The organism is Achromobacter sp. Marseille-Q4954 (genome assembly GCF_943737025.1).
In the GTDB taxonomy this organism is placed as follows: Bacteria; Pseudomonadota; Gammaproteobacteria; order Burkholderiales; family Burkholderiaceae_B; genus Achromobacter; species Achromobacter bronchisepticus_A.
In genome coordinates, this window is record NZ_CALSFQ010000001.1 from 1,567,525 (window position 1) to 1,587,151 (window position 19,627).

At 63.4% G+C, this 19,627-nt stretch carries 19 protein-coding genes; 4 read left to right on the forward strand and 15 right to left on the reverse strand.

Going from position 1 to position 19,627, the window contains the following annotated elements; genetic code table 11:
- Window positions 1-31: 31 nt before the first annotated feature.
- The 5 genes from NGK62_RS07305 to NGK62_RS07325 form a co-directional block, all read right to left on the reverse strand.
- A complete protein-coding gene (locus tag NGK62_RS07305) occupies window positions 32-679 on the reverse strand; it encodes a YiaD family glycine zipper/OmpA-like lipoprotein (RefSeq protein WP_059371515.1) in 648 nt (215 codons plus the stop codon).
- Window positions 680-895: 216 nt separating this feature from the next.
- Complete coding sequence (locus tag NGK62_RS07310; protein WP_251877871.1) at window positions 896-2,209, reverse strand: MFS transporter; 1,314 nt, start codon at window positions 2,207-2,209, stop codon at window positions 896-898.
- Window positions 2,210-2,258: 49 nt separating this feature from the next.
- Entirely contained in the window at window positions 2,259-3,437 is a 1,179-nt protein-coding gene (gene argE / locus NGK62_RS07315) for an acetylornithine deacetylase (RefSeq protein ID WP_251877873.1), read from the reverse strand.
- Window positions 3,438-3,467: 30 nt separating this feature from the next.
- A complete protein-coding gene (locus NGK62_RS07320) occupies window positions 3,468-4,670 on the reverse strand; it encodes a pyridoxal phosphate-dependent aminotransferase (RefSeq protein ID WP_251877875.1) in 1,203 nt (400 codons plus the stop codon).
- A gap of 43 nt (window positions 4,671-4,713) precedes the next feature.
- Window positions 4,714-5,508 carry an HpcH/HpaI aldolase family protein gene (locus NGK62_RS07325; RefSeq protein WP_251877877.1) on the reverse strand — a complete coding sequence of 265 codons (795 nt, stop codon included), beginning with the start codon at window positions 5,506-5,508 and terminating at the stop codon, window positions 4,714-4,716.
- Between the two features lie 166 nt (window positions 5,509-5,674).
- Here NGK62_RS07325 and NGK62_RS07330 point away from each other — a divergent pair, with 166 nt between their 5' ends.
- Window positions 5,675-6,154 (forward strand): Lrp/AsnC family transcriptional regulator, encoded by a 480-nt coding sequence (locus NGK62_RS07330; protein WP_118932644.1) that lies wholly within the window; start codon window positions 5,675-5,677, stop codon window positions 6,152-6,154.
- Window positions 6,155-6,196: 42 nt separating this feature from the next.
- Here NGK62_RS07330 and NGK62_RS07335 read toward each other — a convergent pair whose 3' ends face one another.
- From NGK62_RS07335 to NGK62_RS07380, 10 genes are all read right to left on the reverse strand, one after another.
- Window positions 6,197-6,853 (reverse strand): HAD family hydrolase, encoded by a 657-nt coding sequence (locus NGK62_RS07335; RefSeq protein WP_251877879.1) that lies wholly within the window; start codon window positions 6,851-6,853, stop codon window positions 6,197-6,199.
- A gap of 329 nt (window positions 6,854-7,182) precedes the next feature.
- Entirely contained in the window at window positions 7,183-8,061 is an 879-nt protein-coding gene (locus tag NGK62_RS07340; RefSeq protein WP_118932642.1) for a LysR substrate-binding domain-containing protein, read from the reverse strand.
- A 51-nt stretch (window positions 8,062-8,112) separates the two neighbouring features.
- Window positions 8,113-8,838: an amino acid ABC transporter ATP-binding protein gene (locus NGK62_RS07345; RefSeq protein WP_251877881.1), complete on the reverse strand. Its 726-nt coding sequence runs from the start codon at window positions 8,836-8,838 to the stop codon at window positions 8,113-8,115.
- Window positions 8,839-8,859: 21 nt separating this feature from the next.
- Complete coding sequence (locus NGK62_RS07350) at window positions 8,860-9,552, reverse strand: amino acid ABC transporter permease (protein WP_118932640.1); 693 nt, start codon at window positions 9,550-9,552, stop codon at window positions 8,860-8,862.
- A gap of 3 nt (window positions 9,553-9,555) precedes the next feature.
- Window positions 9,556-10,251 carry an amino acid ABC transporter permease gene (locus tag NGK62_RS07355; protein WP_251877883.1) on the reverse strand — a complete coding sequence of 232 codons (696 nt, stop codon included), beginning with the start codon at window positions 10,249-10,251 and terminating at the stop codon, window positions 9,556-9,558.
- Window positions 10,252-10,290: 39 nt separating this feature from the next.
- Window positions 10,291-11,103, reverse strand: coding sequence for a transporter substrate-binding domain-containing protein (locus tag NGK62_RS07360; protein ID WP_118932638.1), 813 nt, complete (start codon window positions 11,101-11,103; stop codon window positions 10,291-10,293).
- Between the two features lie 65 nt (window positions 11,104-11,168).
- On the reverse strand, window positions 11,169-12,731 hold the full coding sequence (locus NGK62_RS07365; RefSeq protein ID WP_251877885.1) for a rhodanese-like domain-containing protein: 1,563 nt from the start codon (window positions 12,729-12,731) through the stop codon (window positions 11,169-11,171).
- 45 nt (window positions 12,732-12,776) lie between these two features.
- Window positions 12,777-13,967, reverse strand: a complete 1,191-nt coding sequence (metC, locus tag NGK62_RS07370) for a cystathionine beta-lyase (RefSeq protein ID WP_251877888.1) — start codon at window positions 13,965-13,967, stop codon at window positions 12,777-12,779.
- A gap of 8 nt (window positions 13,968-13,975) precedes the next feature.
- The gene (locus NGK62_RS07375; protein WP_276310543.1) at window positions 13,976-14,566 is read right to left on the reverse strand and encodes a cysteine dioxygenase family protein; all 591 of its coding nucleotides are present in this window, start codon (window positions 14,564-14,566) and stop codon (window positions 13,976-13,978) included.
- A gap of 552 nt (window positions 14,567-15,118) precedes the next feature.
- Window positions 15,119-15,979, reverse strand: coding sequence for a LysR substrate-binding domain-containing protein (locus tag NGK62_RS07380; RefSeq protein WP_118932635.1), 861 nt, complete (start codon window positions 15,977-15,979; stop codon window positions 15,119-15,121).
- Window positions 15,980-16,129: 150 nt separating this feature from the next.
- Between NGK62_RS07380 and NGK62_RS07385 the strand changes: the two genes are divergently transcribed.
- The 3 genes from NGK62_RS07385 (at window position 16,130) to metC (NGK62_RS07395) (ending at window position 19,621) form a co-directional block, all read left to right on the forward strand.
- Entirely contained in the window at window positions 16,130-16,666 is a 537-nt protein-coding gene (locus NGK62_RS07385; RefSeq protein ID WP_502802972.1) for a cysteine dioxygenase family protein, read from the forward strand.
- 72 nt (window positions 16,667-16,738) lie between these two features.
- Entirely contained in the window at window positions 16,739-18,310 is a 1,572-nt protein-coding gene (locus NGK62_RS07390; protein WP_251877893.1) for a rhodanese-like domain-containing protein, read from the forward strand.
- A gap of 105 nt (window positions 18,311-18,415) precedes the next feature.
- Complete coding sequence (gene metC / locus NGK62_RS07395; protein ID WP_118932633.1) at window positions 18,416-19,621, forward strand: cystathionine beta-lyase; 1,206 nt, start codon at window positions 18,416-18,418, stop codon at window positions 19,619-19,621.
- Window positions 19,622-19,627 lie beyond the last annotated feature (6 nt).

A 19,627-nucleotide genomic window follows, 5' to 3' on the forward strand; every position in this document is an offset into this window, starting at 1 on the left:
CAGCCGCCTCGGACACTGGGCTGGCCCAGGCTTACTGCTGGACCGCGTACAGGTAGATCTCCACGCGGCGGTTCAGCGCACGGCCTTCGGCGGTCGCATTGTCGCCGATCGGATCGTTCGGCCCGCGGCCCTCGACAGTCAGGCGGCCCGCGGCCACGCCCTGCTTGCTGAGGTAGTCGGTCACGCTCTTGGCGCGATTGACCGACAGCGTCTGGTTGTGCGCCAGGGCGCCCGTGCTGTCCGTATGGCCGACCACCTTGGCCCGCAGTTCAGGATGCTGGTTGAGCGAGCGCGCGACGCTGTCCAACACCGGCAGCAACGCGGGTTTGAGCTGCGTCTTGTCGGTATCGAACGACACGCCGCTGGGAATGTTGACCTTGAGGCTGCCATCGGGCATTTCGACCACGTCGATGCCCAGCGACGAAGCGCCCGACTTCTGCACGTCTTCCTTGACGACCTTCCAGTTGTAGCCGACCAGGCCGCCCGCCACCGCGCCGATGCCGGCGCCGATGGCCGCGCCCGTGCCATGGCCCACCAGGGCTCCAATACCGGCGCCGATCGCCGCGCCGGCGCCCGTGCCCACTGCGGTATTGGTCTGCTGCTGCGTGGCGCAACCCGCCAGCAAAGCCCCCGACGCCGCGACAACGGCGATCCGGTTGAATATTGTTCTTGAGTTCATGGAAACCTCCACTATCCCGTCGGTGCGCCGGATCATTCCGGCCAGATCATGCTAGCAAGCGCGGGGCGGGAGACAGGCAACATTTTGTATTGCCCGGAGGATGGCAAAAATGGCGCGGCCGCCAGCCGTAACAGCTAGCGGCCGCGCCGCGCAACAATAGGCTACATTCCGCCCGCAGCGGAGCCGGCCTCCGGTGAGCAGGCCGGCGCCAGCCGCCTAGCGCTGCTGGAAAGTCCGGCGCGCCACGTTCAGCGACACCATGGCCATGAGTGCAATGGCCAGCAGGTAGTAGCTGGGCGACAGCTTGGAATCGGTGGTCGCAATCAGCCAGGTCAGGATGAACGGCGCAAAGCCGCCAAAGATCGTCACGGCAATGTTGTAGCCCAGGGACAGGCCGGTGGTGCGCACCTGCACCGGGAAGATGGCGGACATCAGCGCTGGCATGGGCGCAAAGTACGCCGTCGCCAGGACGCCCAGGATGACCTGCACGATCATCAGCACGCCCACGGTCGGATACGACACCAGCAAATAGAACAAGGGGTAGCACAGCAGCGCGGTCGCCAGGGCCGCGGCCGTCATGATGCGCGCGGGCCCGATCCGGTCTGCCAGGGTGCCGACGAAAGGCGCGCCGACCGTCATGATGACGCCCGTGACCAGCGTCGCCAGAAAGCCGATGGTAGGCGGCAGACCCAGCTGGCGGATCGAGTACGTGGGCATGTACAGGGCCAGGTAATTGCCCACCGAGCCCAGCGCCACGAAGCCGACGGTAACGAGCAGGCGCAGCTTCTGCCCCGCGAACATGTCGCTCAGCGGCGAGGCCGACGCCTCTGCCGCGCTGAACTCCGGTGTTTCATCCATGTGATGGCGGATGTAGTAGCCCACCGGCGCGATCAGCAGGCCGAACACGAACGGAATGCGCCAGCCCCAGCTTTCCAGCTGGGCCTGGGTCAGCGTCGCATTGAGCACCGCGCCGAACAAGGCGGCCAGCAGGATCGCCGCGCCCTGGCTGGCGACCTGCCAGCTGGCGTAGTAGGCGCGCCGGTCCGGCGCATACTCGATGAGGAAGGCCGTCGCGCTACCGAATTCCCCGCCCGCCGAAAAGCCCTGGATCAGGCGCGCGACCAGAATGATGATCGATGCTGCCACGCCGATCTGCGCATGCGTGGGCACCACCACGATGATCAGCGTGCCTATCATCATCAGGAAAATGGACGCCGTCAGCGCCGCCTTGCGGCCCGCCCGGTCGGCATAGCTGCCCAGCACGATGGCGCCCAGCGGCCGCATCAGGAACGACACGCCGAAGGTGGCCAGCGCCAGCAGCAGCGAGGAACTCTCGCTGGCGGACGGAAAGTACAGCTTGGCAATGATCAGCGCGAACGTGCCATACGCGATCATGTCGAACCACTCCAGCGCATTGCCGATGGATGCGGCAATCACCGCGCGCCGCGCCTGGGCGCGCCGGTCGCCCGCCGGCGACGCCTTGTTGCGAGCGGTGGCCGCCCCATTCCATGTCTTCTCCGAATAAGCCATTTTTCCCTCTGTTTTTTTAAAAATTAACTATCGATCAACGCATCGTCAGTCAGGCCATCGCAAGATGGCCCGCCAGCTTTTCCATGAACTGTTCGCACAGGCTGATCTGCGACAACGCGACATACTCGTCCGGCCGGTGCGCCTGCTGCAGGTTGCCGGGGCCGCAGATGACCGCCGTCATGCCGGCCCGCTGGAACAGGCCGGCCTCAGTGCAGTAGGCCACCTTCTCGGTGCCGCGCGCGCCGGTCAGCGCCTGCACCAGCCGCGCAATCTCGGCGGTCGCGGCGGTATCGAAACCGGGCACCTCGGCCAGCGCTTCCAGTTCGATATCGGCCTGCGGGTTCTCCGCCTTGATGCGGTCGCGCAGTTCGCCGGTGATGTAGCGGCGCAGGCCGCCGATCACGTCTGGCGCCAGCACGCCCGGGATGGTGCGGAATTCGAACTCGAACTGGCAGCGGTCCGGGATCGTGTTGACGGACAGGCCGCCCGAGATCGTGCCGGTGTTCGCGGTGGTGTACGGCACCTCGAAATCGTGGTCGAAGGGCCCTTTCTGGCGATGGCCGTCCGCCATGTCGCGGATATGGCAGATCGCCCGCGCCGCATACTCGATCGCGTTGACGCCGCGCGGCGTTAACGATGAATGCGCGGCATGGCCGTGCACGGTGCAGCGGTAAAGATTGCTGCTCTTGTGCGCGGAGATGACGCGCATCTCGGTGGGTTCGCCCACGATGCAGCTGTCGGGCCGGATGTCCAGCTTCGCCAGCTCGCGCAGCATGGCATCCGCGCCCAGGCAGCCGACCTCCTCGTCATAGCTCAGCGCCAGGTGCAGCGGCACGCGCAGCCGCCGCGACGTGAACGACGGCAGCATGGCCAGCGCCACGCCGATGAAGCCCTTCATGTCGCAGGTGCCACGGCCGTACAGGCGGCCGTCGCGCACTTCAGGCGCGAACGGATCGCTGCTCCAGGCCTGGCCGTCCACCGGCACCACATCGGTATGGCCGGACAGCACCACCCCGCCCTGGGTGCCGCCGTCCGCGGCAGGCACAGTCACGAAAAGATTCGCCTTCTTGCCGTCGGCGTTGTAGATCAGCCTGGGCGCCAGGCCGGCCGCGGCCAGGTGGTCGCGCACCGTTTCGATCAGACCCAGATTGGACAGGCGGCTGGTGGTGTCGAAACGCACCAGCCGTTCTATCCATTCCAGGGAACGGGGAAGCTCTGCAGTATTCATGGGTCGCACCCTAAGGTTGAGGCCCGGCGCTCAGGCAGCCTTGCCCCGCGCCGCGTCCAGAAAGCGCGCTAGTCTAGCCACGCCTTCATCCAGCCGCTCATGCGCGCTGGCATAGCACCAGCGCAGATAGCCCTCGCCCTCGGGTCCGAACGCCATGCCCGGCGCCAGGCCCAGCCCGCCGCGCACGACCAGGTCCTTGCAGAACGCCAGGCTGTCAGACACGCCGCGGATGCGGAAGAAGGTGTACATCGCTCCCGGCGCCGCGCCGGCCAGTTCAACCCCAGGCACCTGCGACAGCTTCGATGCCAGATGGTCGCGCGCCAGCCGCAGCCGCTGCACCGTGCGCGCGATGACGGGCTCGCCCTGTTCAAGCGCGCACATGGCGGCGGTCTGCACGAAACCCGGCGTGCAGGTGTTGCTGTATTCGATCAGCTTGCCGATTTCCGGCAGCAGGCCGCGCGGCACCACCACCCAGCCCACGCGCCAGCCGGTCATCAGCCAGGCCTTGGAAAACGAATTGCAGCTGACCACGCGGTCGTCCGGAGCCGCGATGTCCAGGAAGGTGGGCGCCACGGCGCCTTCGTAGTAATAGCGTTCGTAGACATCGTCGGCGATGATCCAGATGCCGTGCTTGCGGCAGTGCTCCAGCACGACACGCTGCTGCTCCGCATTCATCACCCAGCCCGTCGGATTGTTCGGCGAGTTCACCAGCAGCGCCCGCACGTCCGGCGTCAGCGCGGCGAGCAAGGCATCCAGGTCCAGGCGCCAGCCGCTCTCGGAAAACGACAGCGGCACGGTCGTCACGCTCGCCCCCAGCACCTTGGGCATTTCCACCAGGTTGGGCCACAGGGGCGTCACGGCCACCACGTGATCGCCCGCGCCCACGATGGCCTGCACCGCGGTCATCAGCGCCGAGGTGCCCGAGCTGGTCACCGCGATATTGTCGACTTCGCGCCGGCCATGCAGGCCGCTGACGTAGGCCGCCAGGCGTTCGCGCAGCGCGGGCACGCCCAGGGTCTGCACATAGAACGTCTGCCCCGACGCGATGTGGGCGATGGCCGCATCGCGAAACGCGGGCGGGGTCTGCTCGTCGGGCTCGCCGAACCAGAACGGCAGCACGTCGGCGCGGCCCATGCCTGCATTGGCGACCTCGCGGATCTGCGACGAACGCAAAGTCTGCACGCTGGCGCGCGCCGTCGAGCTGAAGCCGCCGGAAGATACTGCTGTATTCATGCCTGTTCCTGTCGTACCAGATGAAAGTGATCGCGCCGCCGGCTCAGCGGCATGCGGCGTCGAACTGCGCGCGCGCCTGGCGGGCGCCCCGGGCCAGCCAGGCCACATCGGAATGCAAGGCGATGAATTGCACGCCCAGCTTGCGGTAGCGCGCCGCTTCCTCGGGATCGTTGGCGAAGATGCCGACGGCCTTGCCCGCCGCCTTGCCGGCCGCGATCACGCGGTCGACGGCCTCGCGGACTTCGACGTGGGTCATGTCGCCCAGGCGACCGAGACTGGCCGCCAGGTCGGCCGTGCCCACGAACAAGCAGTCCGCCCCCGGCAGCGCGGCGATGGCTTCGACGTCGCGCACCGCCTGCGCCGACTCGATCTGCAGGATCGCGCAGGCCTGTTCATTGGCCAGCTTGACATAGGTGGGGTCCTGTCCGTACATGCCCGCCCGCACCAGGCCGGCCACGCCACGCACGCCGCCATTGCCTGCCGACGGGAAACGCATCGAGGCGATGGCGTTGCGAGCGTCCTCGGCCGTGTCGATGTTCGGGAAGATGACCGTCCGTGCGCCGCAATCCATGGCGCGCTTGACCAGCGCCGCATCGTTCACCGTCACCCGCACGACCGGATACGCGGTGGCGCCATGCGCGCGCGCCGAGTCGATGGCCTGTAGTTGCGCCGTCAGGCCCGCCACATCATTGGGCGCATGCTCCATGTCGACGACCAGCCAGTCGAAGCCGCAATGCGCAATCGCCTCGGCCACCGCCGGGCTCGCCAGGGTCAGCCAGCACCCCTCGGTAGGCTCCAGGGCCAGCAGCGCCTTGCGTACCGGATTCGAATCTTTCATGTCTGCTCCATATGTGATCAAACGGGGAGCATTCCTGGTGCCGACGCCCCCTCTAACAGCCAAGCAAAGATACAGGAACGGATTGGCGAAGATTTCCGATTTTTCGACGTAAATGTGTAATATTTTGGATTGAAATTAGCGAAACTCTCTATTCATTGGAAGAATCGTGCAAAGCAAGAATTTCGACCCCACCGACCTGCAAATCCTGGCCGCCCTGCAGGCCGACGGACGCCTGTCCAGCGCCGACCTGGCCGAGCGCGTATCGCTCACGCCTTCGCCCTGCTGGCGCCGGGTCAAGCGCCTGGAGGACGAAGGCGTGATCCGCGGCTATCGGGCCGAAGTCGACGTCAAGAAGCTCGGCTTCGGCGTGACGGCGTTCGTCTGGATTTCCCTGGACATGAAGGGCGCTGAACACGTCAAGGCGTTCGAGGACGCCGTCAGGCAGGTACCGGAAGTGCTCTCCTGCCACTGCGTCTCGGGCCGCTACGACCATCAGCTGACCGTCATCGCCCGCGACCTCGACGCCTTCGGCGACCTGGCGCGCTACGTACTGGGTGCGCTGCCAGGCGTGAAGGAGGTCTACACCTCGTTCGTGCTGAAGGAGGTCAAGGGGCTGGGGGATGCGATTTCCTTGCCAGCGGCTTGATGCGCGCAACTGGCGGGCAGTGCGGTGCGCAGTGGCTTGCCGTCAGGCGGCGTTGAATCGCTCCAGCCACGGCAGCGCCGCTTCCAGCCGCGCGGACTCCAGTTCCGGCCGCGCCGCGCCTTCCGGCAACGCCAGCCCCACGCGATTGTGCCAATACGTGCGCAGGCCGACCTTGCTGGTGCCGAACATGTCGTAGCCAGAACCTGCAATGAACGCGGCTTGGGCGGGCTGCACCTGCAACTGCGCCAACGCCTGTTCATAAGGACGCGGATCGGGCTTGTAGTAGCCCGCCTCCTCCGACGTCACCACCACGTCCCAGTCCACGCCCAGCAGGCTCGCGGCTCGGCGCCCGAGACGCGCTGAGCAATTGGTAACCACGGCCAGGCGGCAATGCGGCCGCAAGGCCTGCAGCAATTCGCGAGCGCCATCCCAGGCGGGCAACTCGTCCCAGCCAGCCTCCAGCGCGTCCGGCGCCGTCGCGGGTAAACCAACCGCGGACGCGGCCTCCCGCAGCAGCTGTTCGTAGGGCTGATAAGCGCCGCAGCCATACGTGCGCCGCAGATATTCCGCGCGCCACGCCCGCCCGGCGGCCTCGGAACCGGCGGCGCGATTCCATATGGTCCAGGAGTCGAGCAAGGCGGTCAGCAAGTCGAACAACACAGCCCGGGGATAGGCGGGTATGGCAGCGGGACTGGACATGCGTGGCTCTCTCGGTTGGAAACGAGTCCACTATAAAGGACATCAACTCCGCCGTGATTCAGCGGACGTTTACCCTGTGTTAAGCCGTGACTTAAGCGATCCGCCTACCTGGTTTACTGACATCCCCATTGGGAATCTGTTCATTGGCGACCGTATCGCGGGCCTGCATCCGCCCGTGGCGGGGTTCACGGAGGCCTTGTCTCTGCCCGCGATCCGGTCGACAGCGGCCATTTCCAAGCGGGCGATGGCGCAGGTCTGTAGCCGGTCTTTGCGCAGCGTCTGGGCAAGCCGGCCGAAACTGTGGAGATGGCGCTACGCGCCAACGAGTACTAGCCGCTCTGCTCGTCGCTATTGGACGACAGCCGCAGATTGGACTTCAGCATGTTGTAGACGTGGCGGGTCAAGGGGTTGATGTGATCCCGTCGTATCCAAAGGTAGTAATTGACATCGGGCAGCCGGGGCAACCCCTCTTTCTCTCCCAGCACCCGCATATCCGAGCCCAGCAGTTCCACGCTGCGCGCAGTGATGCCAAGGCGCGCACGCAAGGCGGCCTTGATGGCCACCAGATTGGGCGCAACATAATTGGTTTGCGAGCGTAGCTGTGATTGCTCCAGCGCATTGAGCGCAATGCGGCGAAAAATGCTCGGCTCATCGGCAAGCACCAGCGGCAAGGGAGCGTTGATGTCGTGCACGTAGTCTGCCGAGCACAGCCATACCGTGGGGGAAGTGCGCAAGACCACGCCTTCGAACTCCTGATCAAAGCGAGTCGACACTGCCAGATCCACCTCACCCTTACGCAAGGCCGTCATCAGATTGGGGCTGCGGTCCACCCGGATTTCCAGCTTGATGCGAGGGAAGGTGCGCACCACATGGATCAAGAGGCTGGGCAGAATGCTGTCGGCCACATCGTGCGGCGACCCCAGACGCAACTCGCCTTCGAGCAGACTGTCTTGCAACGAGCGCAGAGCTTCATCATTCATGGCCAGCATATGGCGCGCATACGTGACCAGCTTTTCGCCATGGCTGGACAACCGCTTATTGCGGCCGCGCTTTTCAAACAGCGGTAGATCGACCAGGCTCTCCAAGCGCAGCATCTGCTGCGTAACAGCAGATTGGGTCTTGTGCAGACTTTCCGCCGCAGCGGAGAATGAATCGTGTTCGGCGATAGCCACCAGAGTGCGCAGCAGCTCCAGATCCAGATTGCGCATGGACTTTCCTTGACGTGACAGCCGGAATATGGCGCGCCTGCCTCATCTGGATCAATGACGCACATCCTCCAGGAACTTGCAGGCACGCGGATGCTTGGGTGCCGTGAAGAAGGCCTCGGGTGTGCTGTCTTCCAGAATGGTCCCGGCATCCATGAACCAGATGCGATCAGCGACCTCGCGCGCAAAGTCCATTTCATGGGTGACGATCACCATGGTCATGCCCTCGGAAGCCAGAGTCTTCATGACATTGAGCACTTCGGACACCATTTCGGGGTCCAGCGCGCTAGTCGGCTCGTCAAACAGTATGACTGGCGGCCGTTGTGCCAGCGCGCGCGCAATCGCAACGCGTTGCTGCTGGCCGCCCGACAGATTGATGGGCATGGCGTCTATCTTGTGCGCCAAGCCAACCTTGGCCAGCAGCGCTTCGGCCATCTGGTCGGCCTCGCGCGTCGGCATGCCAAACACCTTGCGCGCCGACAGCGTGATGTTCTCGCGCACCGAATAGTGCGGAAAGAGATTGAACTGCTGGAACACAAAGCCAATGGAGGCACGCAGCTTGTTCAGATCCGACTCGCGGTCGTAGATGCTGGCGCCATTGATGGTGATGTCGCCTTTCTGAATCGACTCCAGACGATTGAGCGTGCGGATCATGGTGGACTTGCCCGAGCCGGACGGCCCACAAACCACCAGCACCTCGCCTTTCTCGATACGGCCGCTGACGTCATTGAGAGCGTGATAGTCGCCATACCATTTGTTGACGTTCTTCATTTCGATCATGTCTTTTCCCCTTATCGCTGCTTACGCCAGACCCAGGCGGCGGCGTTGTATGCGTGATTCGATGCGCTTGGCCAGCTTGGACAAGGCCAGGCAGATGACAAAGTAGATGCCCGCCAGGATCAGATAGGTTTGCAACGCAGACGTCAGTTCGATGCTGTTGATCTGCTGGCCGACGAACGTGACTTCCTCGACACCGATGACATAGACAATGGAGGTCGCCTTGATGGTCGATACAAACTGGCTTACCAGCGACGGAATCATGTTGACAAGCGCCTGCGGCAGGATGACAAATCGCATGCTTTGCCAGTACGACAGGCCGGCCGAACGCGCCGCTTCGGTCTGGCCGCGCGGCAGGCCCTGCAGGCCGGCGCGCACGATTTCCGCCAGAAAAGCGCTTTCGTACAGCACGATGGCCACCAGGGCGGTCTTGAACGGCGAGATCGTCATGCCCGTGACCATCGGCACGGCGAAATAGGCCCAGAAGATGATCATGATGAGCGGGACGCCGCGAAACGCCGTGACCCAGCAGGTCGCCAGAATACGCAGCACGCGGTAGGGTCCGATACGGGCAAAACCCAGCAGCACCGCAATCGGGAAGGCCAGCGCCAGGCCCAGAACGGCCAGCAGCAGCGTGGCTGCAAAACCGCCCAGGGGGCCATTGGGCCAGGATCCCACCATGAACATCGTGCCGTATTTATGCAGTAGCTCCAGCATGCTTTACCCCTTGTAAGCCGATGGATAGGCCTTCTCGACCCGGCTGCCGATGAGCATGATGGTGATCGAGCACAGCAGGTAAATCAGCGTGGTGACGGCGAAGACATCGAAGGTGCGGAAGGTCAGGTTGTCGATGTTCTTGGCCAGATAGGTCAGCTCAGCCACACCGATGACCATAGTCAGGCTGGTGTCTTTGAACAGGATCAGCGATCGGTTGACCAGCGGCGGCAGACCGATGCGCAAGGCCTGTGGCAGCACGACGTAACGCATGGCCTGCAGAAAACTCAAGCCAATGGATCGTCCGGCTTCGATCTGCGCGGCCGGGATGGCCTTGAGACCGGAACGAAGATCCTCCGACATATAGGCGCTGACATTGAGCGACAAGGCCACCACCGCAAACAGGATCTCGGTGTTGCTGGCATTGACGAAGGCGCGGATGTCGGGCGGCAGCAGTTGCGGAATGCCGAAGTACCACACCATAATCTGCACCACGGTGGGCACATTGCGGTGGTATTCGACGAACAGCGACATCAGCGCGTCGAGCGGTTTGAAGGGGATGGCGCGCAACAGCACGATGGCGATCGCCAGCGTCATGCCGAGCACCCAGGCCAGGGCAAATACCAGCAACGTGGTCATGAGCCCTGACAGCAGCAGGGCGCCATATTGCCCATGCAACAAGAAAGAGATGTTCAGATCCATATGCAGCGATGGCGGCTCTCGCGAGCCGCCGATTCATCCTCAATTGGCAAGAGCGACTGGTTCGACCTTGAACTTGCGAGTCAACTGGTAAATCGAGTCTTTGCCCAGCCACTTGGCATAGATGGCGTCGAGTTCGCCATCGCCATCCATCTTGCTGATGACTTTATTGATGGCCTCGATCAGTGCGGTATTGCCCTTGGAAGCCACTACGCCCATGCGCTCGGTGAACAGCGGTTCATCGATCAGCGTCGCGGCGCTGCCAGATTTCGCCGACTCGATTTCAAATCGCTTGAGCGTCAGTTCGCCGGCCGAGATGCCGTCCACCTTGCCGTTCTGCAGGCCCAGATAGCAGGTGGCCAGATCCTGATACGTCACGATCTGCGACTTTGCCAGCACGCGCCCGGCAATGGCGGCCGACGACGATCCCTTGCTGGCGCAGATGCGTTTTCCTTCCAGCTGCGCCAGCGTGCCGAGCTTGTCGTCCTTGCGCACCAACACTTTGATATTGCCTTGCAGATACTGGACGCTGTAGTCCACCTGCGCGGCGCGTTCTGGCAAATAGGCCATGGAGCCCGCCACCACATCGACGCGGCCCATCTTCAGCTCCGGAATTCGGGCTTCGGTAGACAGCGGCTTATGCACCAGCTCCACGCCCAGGCCTTTGGCCAGCGCCTGGCATATATCAACGTCGTAGCCTACAAACTTGCGCGTGGCCGGGTCTTGGTAGGCATAGGGTTCGCTGGCGCTTTGCGTGCCGCAGACCAACTGTTTCTTGCTCTTCACATCATTCAAGTCACCGGCGTGAGCAGCGGTGGCCAACAGTGCAAGAGCGATGGCGACGACGGGTTTCATGGGTTTTCTCCTTGGTTTATGCGTAACGGCGCGAGAATCGTGTCCCGCGCCGAGGGATGGAAACGTCAGGGTTGAAAGCGATATGCCGCACGTTCGCGCGCGTCGATCTGGTTGACCAGATTGGTTTCCCATTCCAGATATTTGATAGCCGCGGCCTTGTTGCCGTGATGGCGGTCATGCACGAAGAACAGGAAATCAATGCACTCTGCGTCGGACGGAAGATCCGGCGTCTCGGCCAGCGGCAGGCCTGCGGCCTGCCATTGCGCCGGCGTATCCAGCAAGAAGTAGAGCGGGCCGCTGCCGGCCAGCTCGCGGGCATACAGCTCAGCCACGCGGGCATCGTCGGCCACAAGCACGGTGACGCCATTCAGCGCGTCGGCGCGGCTGCGTATGCTCCAGCGAGCGCCGTCGATATGGCTTGCTCGATAGCTCATGCTGGGCCGCACATCGACCAATGCCGCGCCTTCATCGCGCAGACGAGCTGCTGTCTTGCTGTCCACTCGAGCAAGTCGATTTTCGACCTGCGCGTCGGCCGATACCGGCGCGCCACCGGCAACTGCGTCTAGCACATAGACTTCCCAGCCCAGTTGGCGCAACCAGCTGGCGACGGCGGGAGCGCGCACGCCTTCGCTGTCGACCAGAACCAACCGCGCATTGCGCGTGCCCACGTATTGGTCGGTGGCCTGGATCAACTGGCCGCCTGCGGCATGAGCTGCGCCGGCATAGGTACCCTGGGCATATTCTTCCGGCGTACGCACATCAAAGACGTAGGTACTGCGCTCGGGATCGGCTAGCAAGGAAGCAAGCTTTTCGGGCTTGATGTTGGGTATGCCGTGACGGGCGGCCAGTGCTTGCGCGCGCGCGCGCGCCCGGTCCAGTGTCAGCGGCGCGGCGTCGATCGCGTGGCGGCGGCTCTGACCTTGATCCAGCGGATAGTCTTTCAGATACCAGCCCTGCGTGCCGTTTTCCAGCGCGTAGATCGGGTTCTTCACGCCCAGATTGATCAGTGTCTGCGCGCCGATGATGCTGCGCGTCCGGCCGGCGCAATTGATAACGATGGTGGTGCTCTCATCCGGCACGAGCGTATCGATATGCAGGGCAAGCTCCCCGTTCGGGCAGCAGGTCGCCGTTGGAATGCTCATCTTCTGGTATTCGGTGAACGGCCGTCCGTCCAACACCACCAGGTTTTCGCCAGCGGCGATACGGCGGTTCAATTCTTCAGCGCCGATGGCCGGCGTGTGCAGCTCGTGCTCGGCGAGTTCGCCAAAGGTCTTGCTGGGCAGGTTGACGCCCGCAAAGAGGGCGTAGCCCGCCGCGTCCCAGGCCTGCACGCCGCCATCGAGGACGCCTACCTGGGTATAGCCCTGCTGACGCAACGCCTGGGCGGCGCGCTCGGCGACACCGTCATTGTTGTCATAGACGACAACACGGGTGGTCTTGCGCGGTACGAGGCGGGCCACTTCGAATTCCAGGCGGCTATAGGGAGCGTTGACAGCGTAAAAAAGATGGGCTTCGCCGTACTGACCGTGTTCGCGCACGTCCAGCAAGGCGATTTCCTGACCGTCATGCAGCCAGTCTTTGAGCGTGGCGGCGTCTTCGCGTGCGCGAATAGTGTGGTTGGTTGCCATGGGTTCTACAGAAAGGAAGGGTGCCGGCCGCAGCTGGCGACACAGCTAGGAAAGATGGGCGTCGAAGGCTTGTTGCAGGTCCGCGATGATGTCCGCCGGTTCCTCTAGGCCGATGTGAAAGCGGCACATGGCCCCGCGCGCCTTCCAGTCCGACAGACTGCGCGCCGACACCATATTCATGGGAACAACAAGGCTCTCGAATCCGCCCCAGGATGCGCCAATGCCAAAAAGGCGCAGCGCGTCGATCATGGCCTCCATCTGCCGTGCGCTGATATCCGCCTTGAATTCCACCGATACCAGGCCATTGCTGCCCTTGAAGTCTCGCTGGAAGATCCCGGCCTGCTCGCCCTCGGCCAAGCCTGCGGCGTAGACGCGGGTGACGCGTGGATCATTGCGCAACCAATCGGCCACCCGCAGCATGTTTTCCTGGTGAGTGCGCATGCGTACTGGCAGTGTGCGCAGGCCGCGCAGCATCAGCCAGGCGTCATCGGCGCCGACAGTCTGGCCATAGTTGACCTGCACCGTCTCCATCTCCTGCCAGACTTCCTTGGTAGTGACCACGGTACCCATCATGATGTCGGCATGGCCGCTAAGGTACTTGGTGGCCGCCATCAGCGAGATGTCTGCTCCCAGCGCCAGCGGTTGATGCAGAATGCCAGAGCCCCACGTGTTGTCGACAACCAGCAGGCAGCCATGCTGCCTGGCCAGCGCCGACACCTTGCGCAAATCCATCAGCTCATAGATCAACGAGCTGGGATTCTCGGCATAGATCATGCGCGTATTGGGCTGAATCTTCTCGGCCAGATCGCTGCCATCCGGACGATAGAAGCTGTGCGTGATGCCCAGGCGAGACAGGCTTTGCGCACACAGTGCGCGTGCCGGCTCGTAGACGCCGTCGGTGATCAGCACGTGGTCGCCGGACTTTAGATAGGCCAGGAATACCATGGCGATGGCCGCCAGACCGGTCGGGAAGACCTTGGCGCGATAGCCGCCTTCCAACAGGACCAGGGCATCTTCCAGCGCATAGGTGCTGTCCGTGCCGCGTGCGCCGTACGAGGCCAGGCGTTCCTGGTCGCGCCGCTGACGCGTTTCGCGCCATTCGCCCACGCTGTTAAACACATAGGTGCTGGCACGCGTGACGGGCGTGTTGACCCAGCCTTGATGGGGACGGCCCGCGCGCAGCAGACGAGTGTTGAAGCCATCTTCTTGCGCAGGCGTGGTCTGATCCTTGAGCATGGCGCGCCTCACTTGCGGGTTTGCACGCCGATAGCCATTTGCTGGCAAGTGCCATTCTCCAAATCGAAGGAGATGCGGCGATCCAGCGTTTCCAGCGCGCGGCCGTAGAAGTGCAGATGACGGATCACGTCCTGGCCTTCGATATGTACGGCATGGATGTCATCGGCCATCAGCGCAATGCCGCTTCCTGGCTCGACTACCACGGTGCCGGTCTTTTCCAGCTGCGCGCGTCCGGGCTCGCTGCCGTCATCCTTGCGATCATAGGTGTAGTTCAGCTCCACGCCTTCGACCGCGGCGATACATGCCCAGGTCGTATGGTTATGCGGCACGATTTTTTTGCCCGGGCGCATGACGTTCAGGTACAGCGCATACGACTTGTCGGCATCTTCCTGGATCAGGTAGCGGGCCTGCAGCTCACCGGCTTCAGGCGCCGGGTAGTGCGACTCGTCCCACCAGTCTTTGTTTGCGGCCAGACCGATCAGTTTGGACAGCGTTTTTTCCAACGTCGCCCGGTTTTCACCTTCTTGGCTGAACAGCGTCTTGACCTGTTCGATGGTGGTGCCGATCTGTTCCGATCCCGGGTTTTTTTGCTGCGGCATTGCGAATCTCCTTGTAGAACGGCGTATGAGTTGCAGCCGATCTTAAAGAGCCATGCCCAGCCATTCAAATTAATGTTGCAGGAAAATGTATTGAAAAAGCTAATGGATTGCCTGTCGTCATAGAGTGAGAGCGCCAGCGCCGCGAGCGCTTGATTTCTTTCGGTAAGGGTAAGTACTAGATCGTTGACAGCGAATTTGCCACCGACGACAGCCCTGTGATTGTGCAGGAACCGTAATGGATTTTGAGGTGGCGTTTTGCAGTGGACGTACAGGGAAATCGGACGATCTCCAGCGAAGGTTGAACTAGTTGAAATTCGCTCTAAATCAGTAAGCGTGCTGATTTTTGCTGAACTGGTGGAAGCAACGCTCTGTACTGGTACTGCGCCGACATCTCGATGCTGTCTGCCAGACAAGCGCTCTGTTGTTTGGCGAAGAACCGAGAGCAGTACATTTCCGGCGCGGTATCGAACGCGGCCCGTGATGTAGCCGCAGCGACGCGCTATTGCGCCTGAGATTTGAGGCCCGCCGCTGTTCTTTGAGCTGCGTGAGCCATTACGCGCCGCTGAAGCGCACGCGGGCCTGGAGGCTCTCGAAGACCTGCCGGATCACCGGATTGACTACGTGGCTGCGAATGTAAAGCCTATAGACCAGGTCCGGCAGCGGCGGCATGTTGTCGCCTGCACCCAGCACGCGCAGACCCGGATCGAGCTGCTCCACACCGCGGGCCGTGACGCCCAGTCCGGCGCGCAGCGCCGCGCGGATGCCGACCAGGCTGGTCGAGGTATGGCTGGGCGTCCAGGGAATGCCGGCGGTGTCCAGGGCTTCGCAGGCCAGCCGGCGAAAGATGCTCGGACCGTCCGCCATCACTAGCGGTATGGGCTTGAACGGATCGTGCGCATAGTTGGCGCCGCACAACCAGACGGTGGGGCTGGAGCGCAGGACAAAGCCCTCGAAGGCCTCGTCCTCGCGGTTGGAGATCACCATGTCCATCTCGCCCTGCTTGAGCGATTCCATCAGGAACGGGCTGCGCCCGACATGGAGATCGAACTGCATGCCGGGAAAATTCAATGCAATTTCCTGCAGCACGGGTGGCAGCATGGTGTCGGCCGTGTCGTGGGGCGCGCCGATGCGCACCAGGCCCTGAACCTGCCGGTGCTGCAAATTTCTAAGCGCCTCGTCATGGATCGCGAGCATATGCAGCGCATAGCCCAGCAGACGCCGGCCATGATCGGTCAGGCGCTTCTGCCGCCCTTGTTTCTCGAATAGTTCATGACCAACCTTGTCTTCCAGGCGCTGCATCTGCTGCGTGATGGTGGACTGCGTGCGCCCGAGCTGCAACGCAGCCGCGGCGAAGCTGCCTTTGTTCGCGATGGTCGCCAAAGTCCGCAGAAGTTCCAGATCAAGCATGTCCATACTTTAATTATATTGAAGTATTAACTTGAACTCCCCAGATTGTTTGACATCGGGCGCGGGACTAAATTGGCCTTCAACGACCAGAAGGAGCCCGTCTTGAACAACATTGCTAAGCGACGAGAACAAGCCGTGGCCTCGGCTGTTTCCGCCATGAGGAGTGCCATCGGCGCCGGTCCAGCCACGCGTGAAAACCTGGACGCGGTATTGCACCAGTTGCTGGATCTCGCGGCACGGCGAGATCTGTGGCAACCCGCCGATTACCCAGCTCCCGAGGCCCGCGAGCACCAGGCACGCTATCTGATCGCCGAGGATCCAGACCATAGCTACGCGCTGTATCTCAATGTGATGCGCCCCGTCAAACGCATCGCGCCACACAATCACACGACCTGGGCCTGTATCGCCGCCGTGGAGGGTAGCGAGCACAACCGCGTCTATGAACGCTCCGACGACGGTACGGTGCCCGGCGTCGGAACGCTGCGCGAGACCGAGATGGTGATGGTGACGCCGGGACAGGGCATCGCGCTGATGCCCAACGATATCCATTCGGTGGAAATCCGCGGCGCGCAAATCATTCGCCATTTACACGTGTATGGCCGAGCGCTGGAAACCCTGAACGAGCGCGTCAGCTACGACCTGGAAACTGGCACCTACCGGCCCATGCCGATCGGCGTACAGACACGCCGCTGAGCGCAGCACCGGATCTCCACCGCGTGCGTGCGCGTCAGTGCATCACTCTGCCTCCATCTACCGACTCCCTTCATGCCTATTTCCGTTTCCGCTTCCACCCTCAAATCCTGGCTGCACGATGGCAGGGAGATCGCCTTGCTCGATGTGCGCGAGCACGGCCAATACGGCGAATCGCACCTGTTCTATGCGACCTCGCTGCCCTATAGCCGGCTGGAGCTGGAGATTGCACGCCTGGTGCCGCGCAAGCAGGCTCGCGTCGTGGTGTATGACGGAGGCGAAGGCGGCAGCGCGGGCGTGGCCGAGCGCGCGCGCCTGCGCCTGGAGGCGCTGGGCTACACGCAGGTCGCCATTCTGGAAGGCGGCACCCGCGCCTGGCGCGGGGCGGGCTATCAATTGTTCGCCGGCGTGAACCTGCCATCCAAGACTTTCGGCGAGCTCGCAGAACACGTCTATCGGACACCCCGTCTCACCGCGCGGCAGTTGGCGCAAAAACAGGCCGAGGGAGCGCCGTTGGTGGTGCTGGATGGGCGTCCCGTGTCGGAGTTCGGCAAGATGAATATTCCGGGCGCCATCTGCTGCCCAAACGGCGAGCTGGCCTATCGCATCCGCAACCTGGCGCCCGACGAGTCGACGCCTATCGTCATCAATTGCGCCGGCCGGACGCGCTCGATCATCGGCGCGCAGACCTTGATCAACCTAGGTGTTCCCAACCCAATCTACGCGCTGGAAAACGGCACGCAGGGCTGGTATCTGGCAGACCTGCCGCTCGAGCATGGTGGAACCCGGCGCTATGCCGACGACTCCGGCGGACAGTCCCTGCAGACGCAGGCCCGGGCCCTGGCGGCGCGCTTCGACGTGCCCTACGTGGACGCGCCAACCGTAAGGACCTGGTTCCAGGACGTCGGACGTTCCCTCTTTCTCTGCGACGTGCGCACGCCGGAAGAGTTCAAGGCCGGGTCGCTACAGGGCGCGCAGCATACGCCGGGCGGCCAATTGATGCAGGCGAGCGACCAGTATGTCGGCGTGCGCGGCGCGCGCCTGGTGCTCTTCGACAGCGACGGTGTGCGCGCGCCCGTAGTTGCGAGCTGGCTGCGCCAGATGGGCCATGACGCCTGCGTGCTGGCCGGCGGGCTGAACAGCGGCCTGGCGCTGGATGTCGAAGCAAGCCCGCCCGCTCCGGCGCTGGCCAGCATCTCGGTTCCGGAATTGGCGCGGCGCCTGCAACGGCAGGACGTGGCGGTGGTGGACCTGCGCCCAGGCATGCGCTACCGGGCCGCGCACATACCCGGCGCGCGCTGGTCGATCCGCCCAAACCTGGCGCGCGACCTCGTAGCCGAACCCCGCCAGATCGTGCTGGTCGCGGACGAGGCCGCGCTGGCGCAATGGGCTTCGCTGGAACTTCCCCAGGCACCGCTGCTGCTCGAGGGCGGCATGGGCGCCTGGCAGCAGGCGGCCATGCCGGTCGAATCGAGCCCTGATCGCCCATCGGATGAAGCATGCCTTGATTACCTGTTCTTTGTGCACGACCGGCACGATGGCAACAAGGAGGCGGCCCGCCAATACCTGGCCTGGGAAACCGGTCTGGTACCCCTGCTCGACGAGCGGGAATTGGCGGCCTTCCGCCTGCCACCCGCCGCCAACTAACCCACGCCACGCATGGCTGCCATAACCGGCAGGTAGCAACATCATGCGCACGATCTTCTTCCCGATCCGATCTCTGTCAACCCCGTCAGTCCAGATGGTTTCACGATGAAAGACGAACACTCTCTGTCCAGGAAATGGAGTACGCAAACCCGCCTGTCCCACACAGGAAAGGCCCCGGCGTACATCGGTGGCACGGCCGTCAACCCGTCGATCGTGCGTGCCAGCACGGTCGTCTTCGAAAATACCGCTCACCAGCGCGAAATGCGCGAGCGGCGGGGCCAGGAACGCATCTTCAGCTACGGCGCCCGCGGCACGCCCACCACCTTCGCGCTGGAGGACGCAGTCAGCGAACTGGAGGGTGCCTACCGCACCCGCCTGCTCCCGACCGGACTGGCGGCCATCGGCATGACGCTGCTGAGTTACCTGCGGCCCGGCGATCACGTGCTGCTGACCGACAGCGCCTATCAACCGGTGCGGCACATGGCGCAGCAGTTCCTGCAGCCCTACGGTATCGAGTACACCTTCTTCGCAGCCGACGGCAGCGATGCCGAGGCGAAGATGCGTCCCAACACCCGCATGCTCTACGCCGAGTGCCCCGGCTCGCTGGTCTACGAAATGTGCGACTTGCCCGCACTCGCCGCCATGGCGCACGAACGCGGCGCGATCGTGGTGGCAGACAACACTTGGGGATCGGGCTACCAGTACCGGCCGTTGCTGCTGGGCGCGGACGTTTCGGTGATGGCCGCGACCAAGTACCTATCCGGCCATTCGGACGTGATGATGGGAACCGTGGCTACGACCGAAGCAGCCTGGGGCGCGCTAGCCGAGCGCTGCGATGCCTTCGGCATGACTGTCAGCCCCGACGATGCGTGGCTGGTGCTGCGCGGCATGCGTACCCTGGCAGCGCGTCTCCAAATGCATGAACAGCACGCGCTGACGGTGGCGAAGTGGTTGCTGGAGCAGCCGGCGGTGCGGACGGTATTCTGCCCAGCCCTGCCGTCGCATCCCGGACATGAATTGTGGCTGCGCGATTGCCAAGGCACCAATGGACTGGTGTCTTTCGAATTGCCCGAAGGCACACCTCAAGCCAACGTTGACCGCTTCATCGACAGCCTGCGGCTGTTCGGCTTGGGTGCATCCTGGGGAGGCTACGAGAGCCTGGTCACAGGCGCGCACCTCACCCAGGCGCGTAGCGTCACAGACTGGAGCGGCCACGGGCCGGTGGTGCGCTTGCACATCGGCCTCGAGAATCCGGCCGATCTCATCGAGGATCTCGCACAGGGCTTCGAACAGGCGGCTCTTGCGAAATAGCGCGCG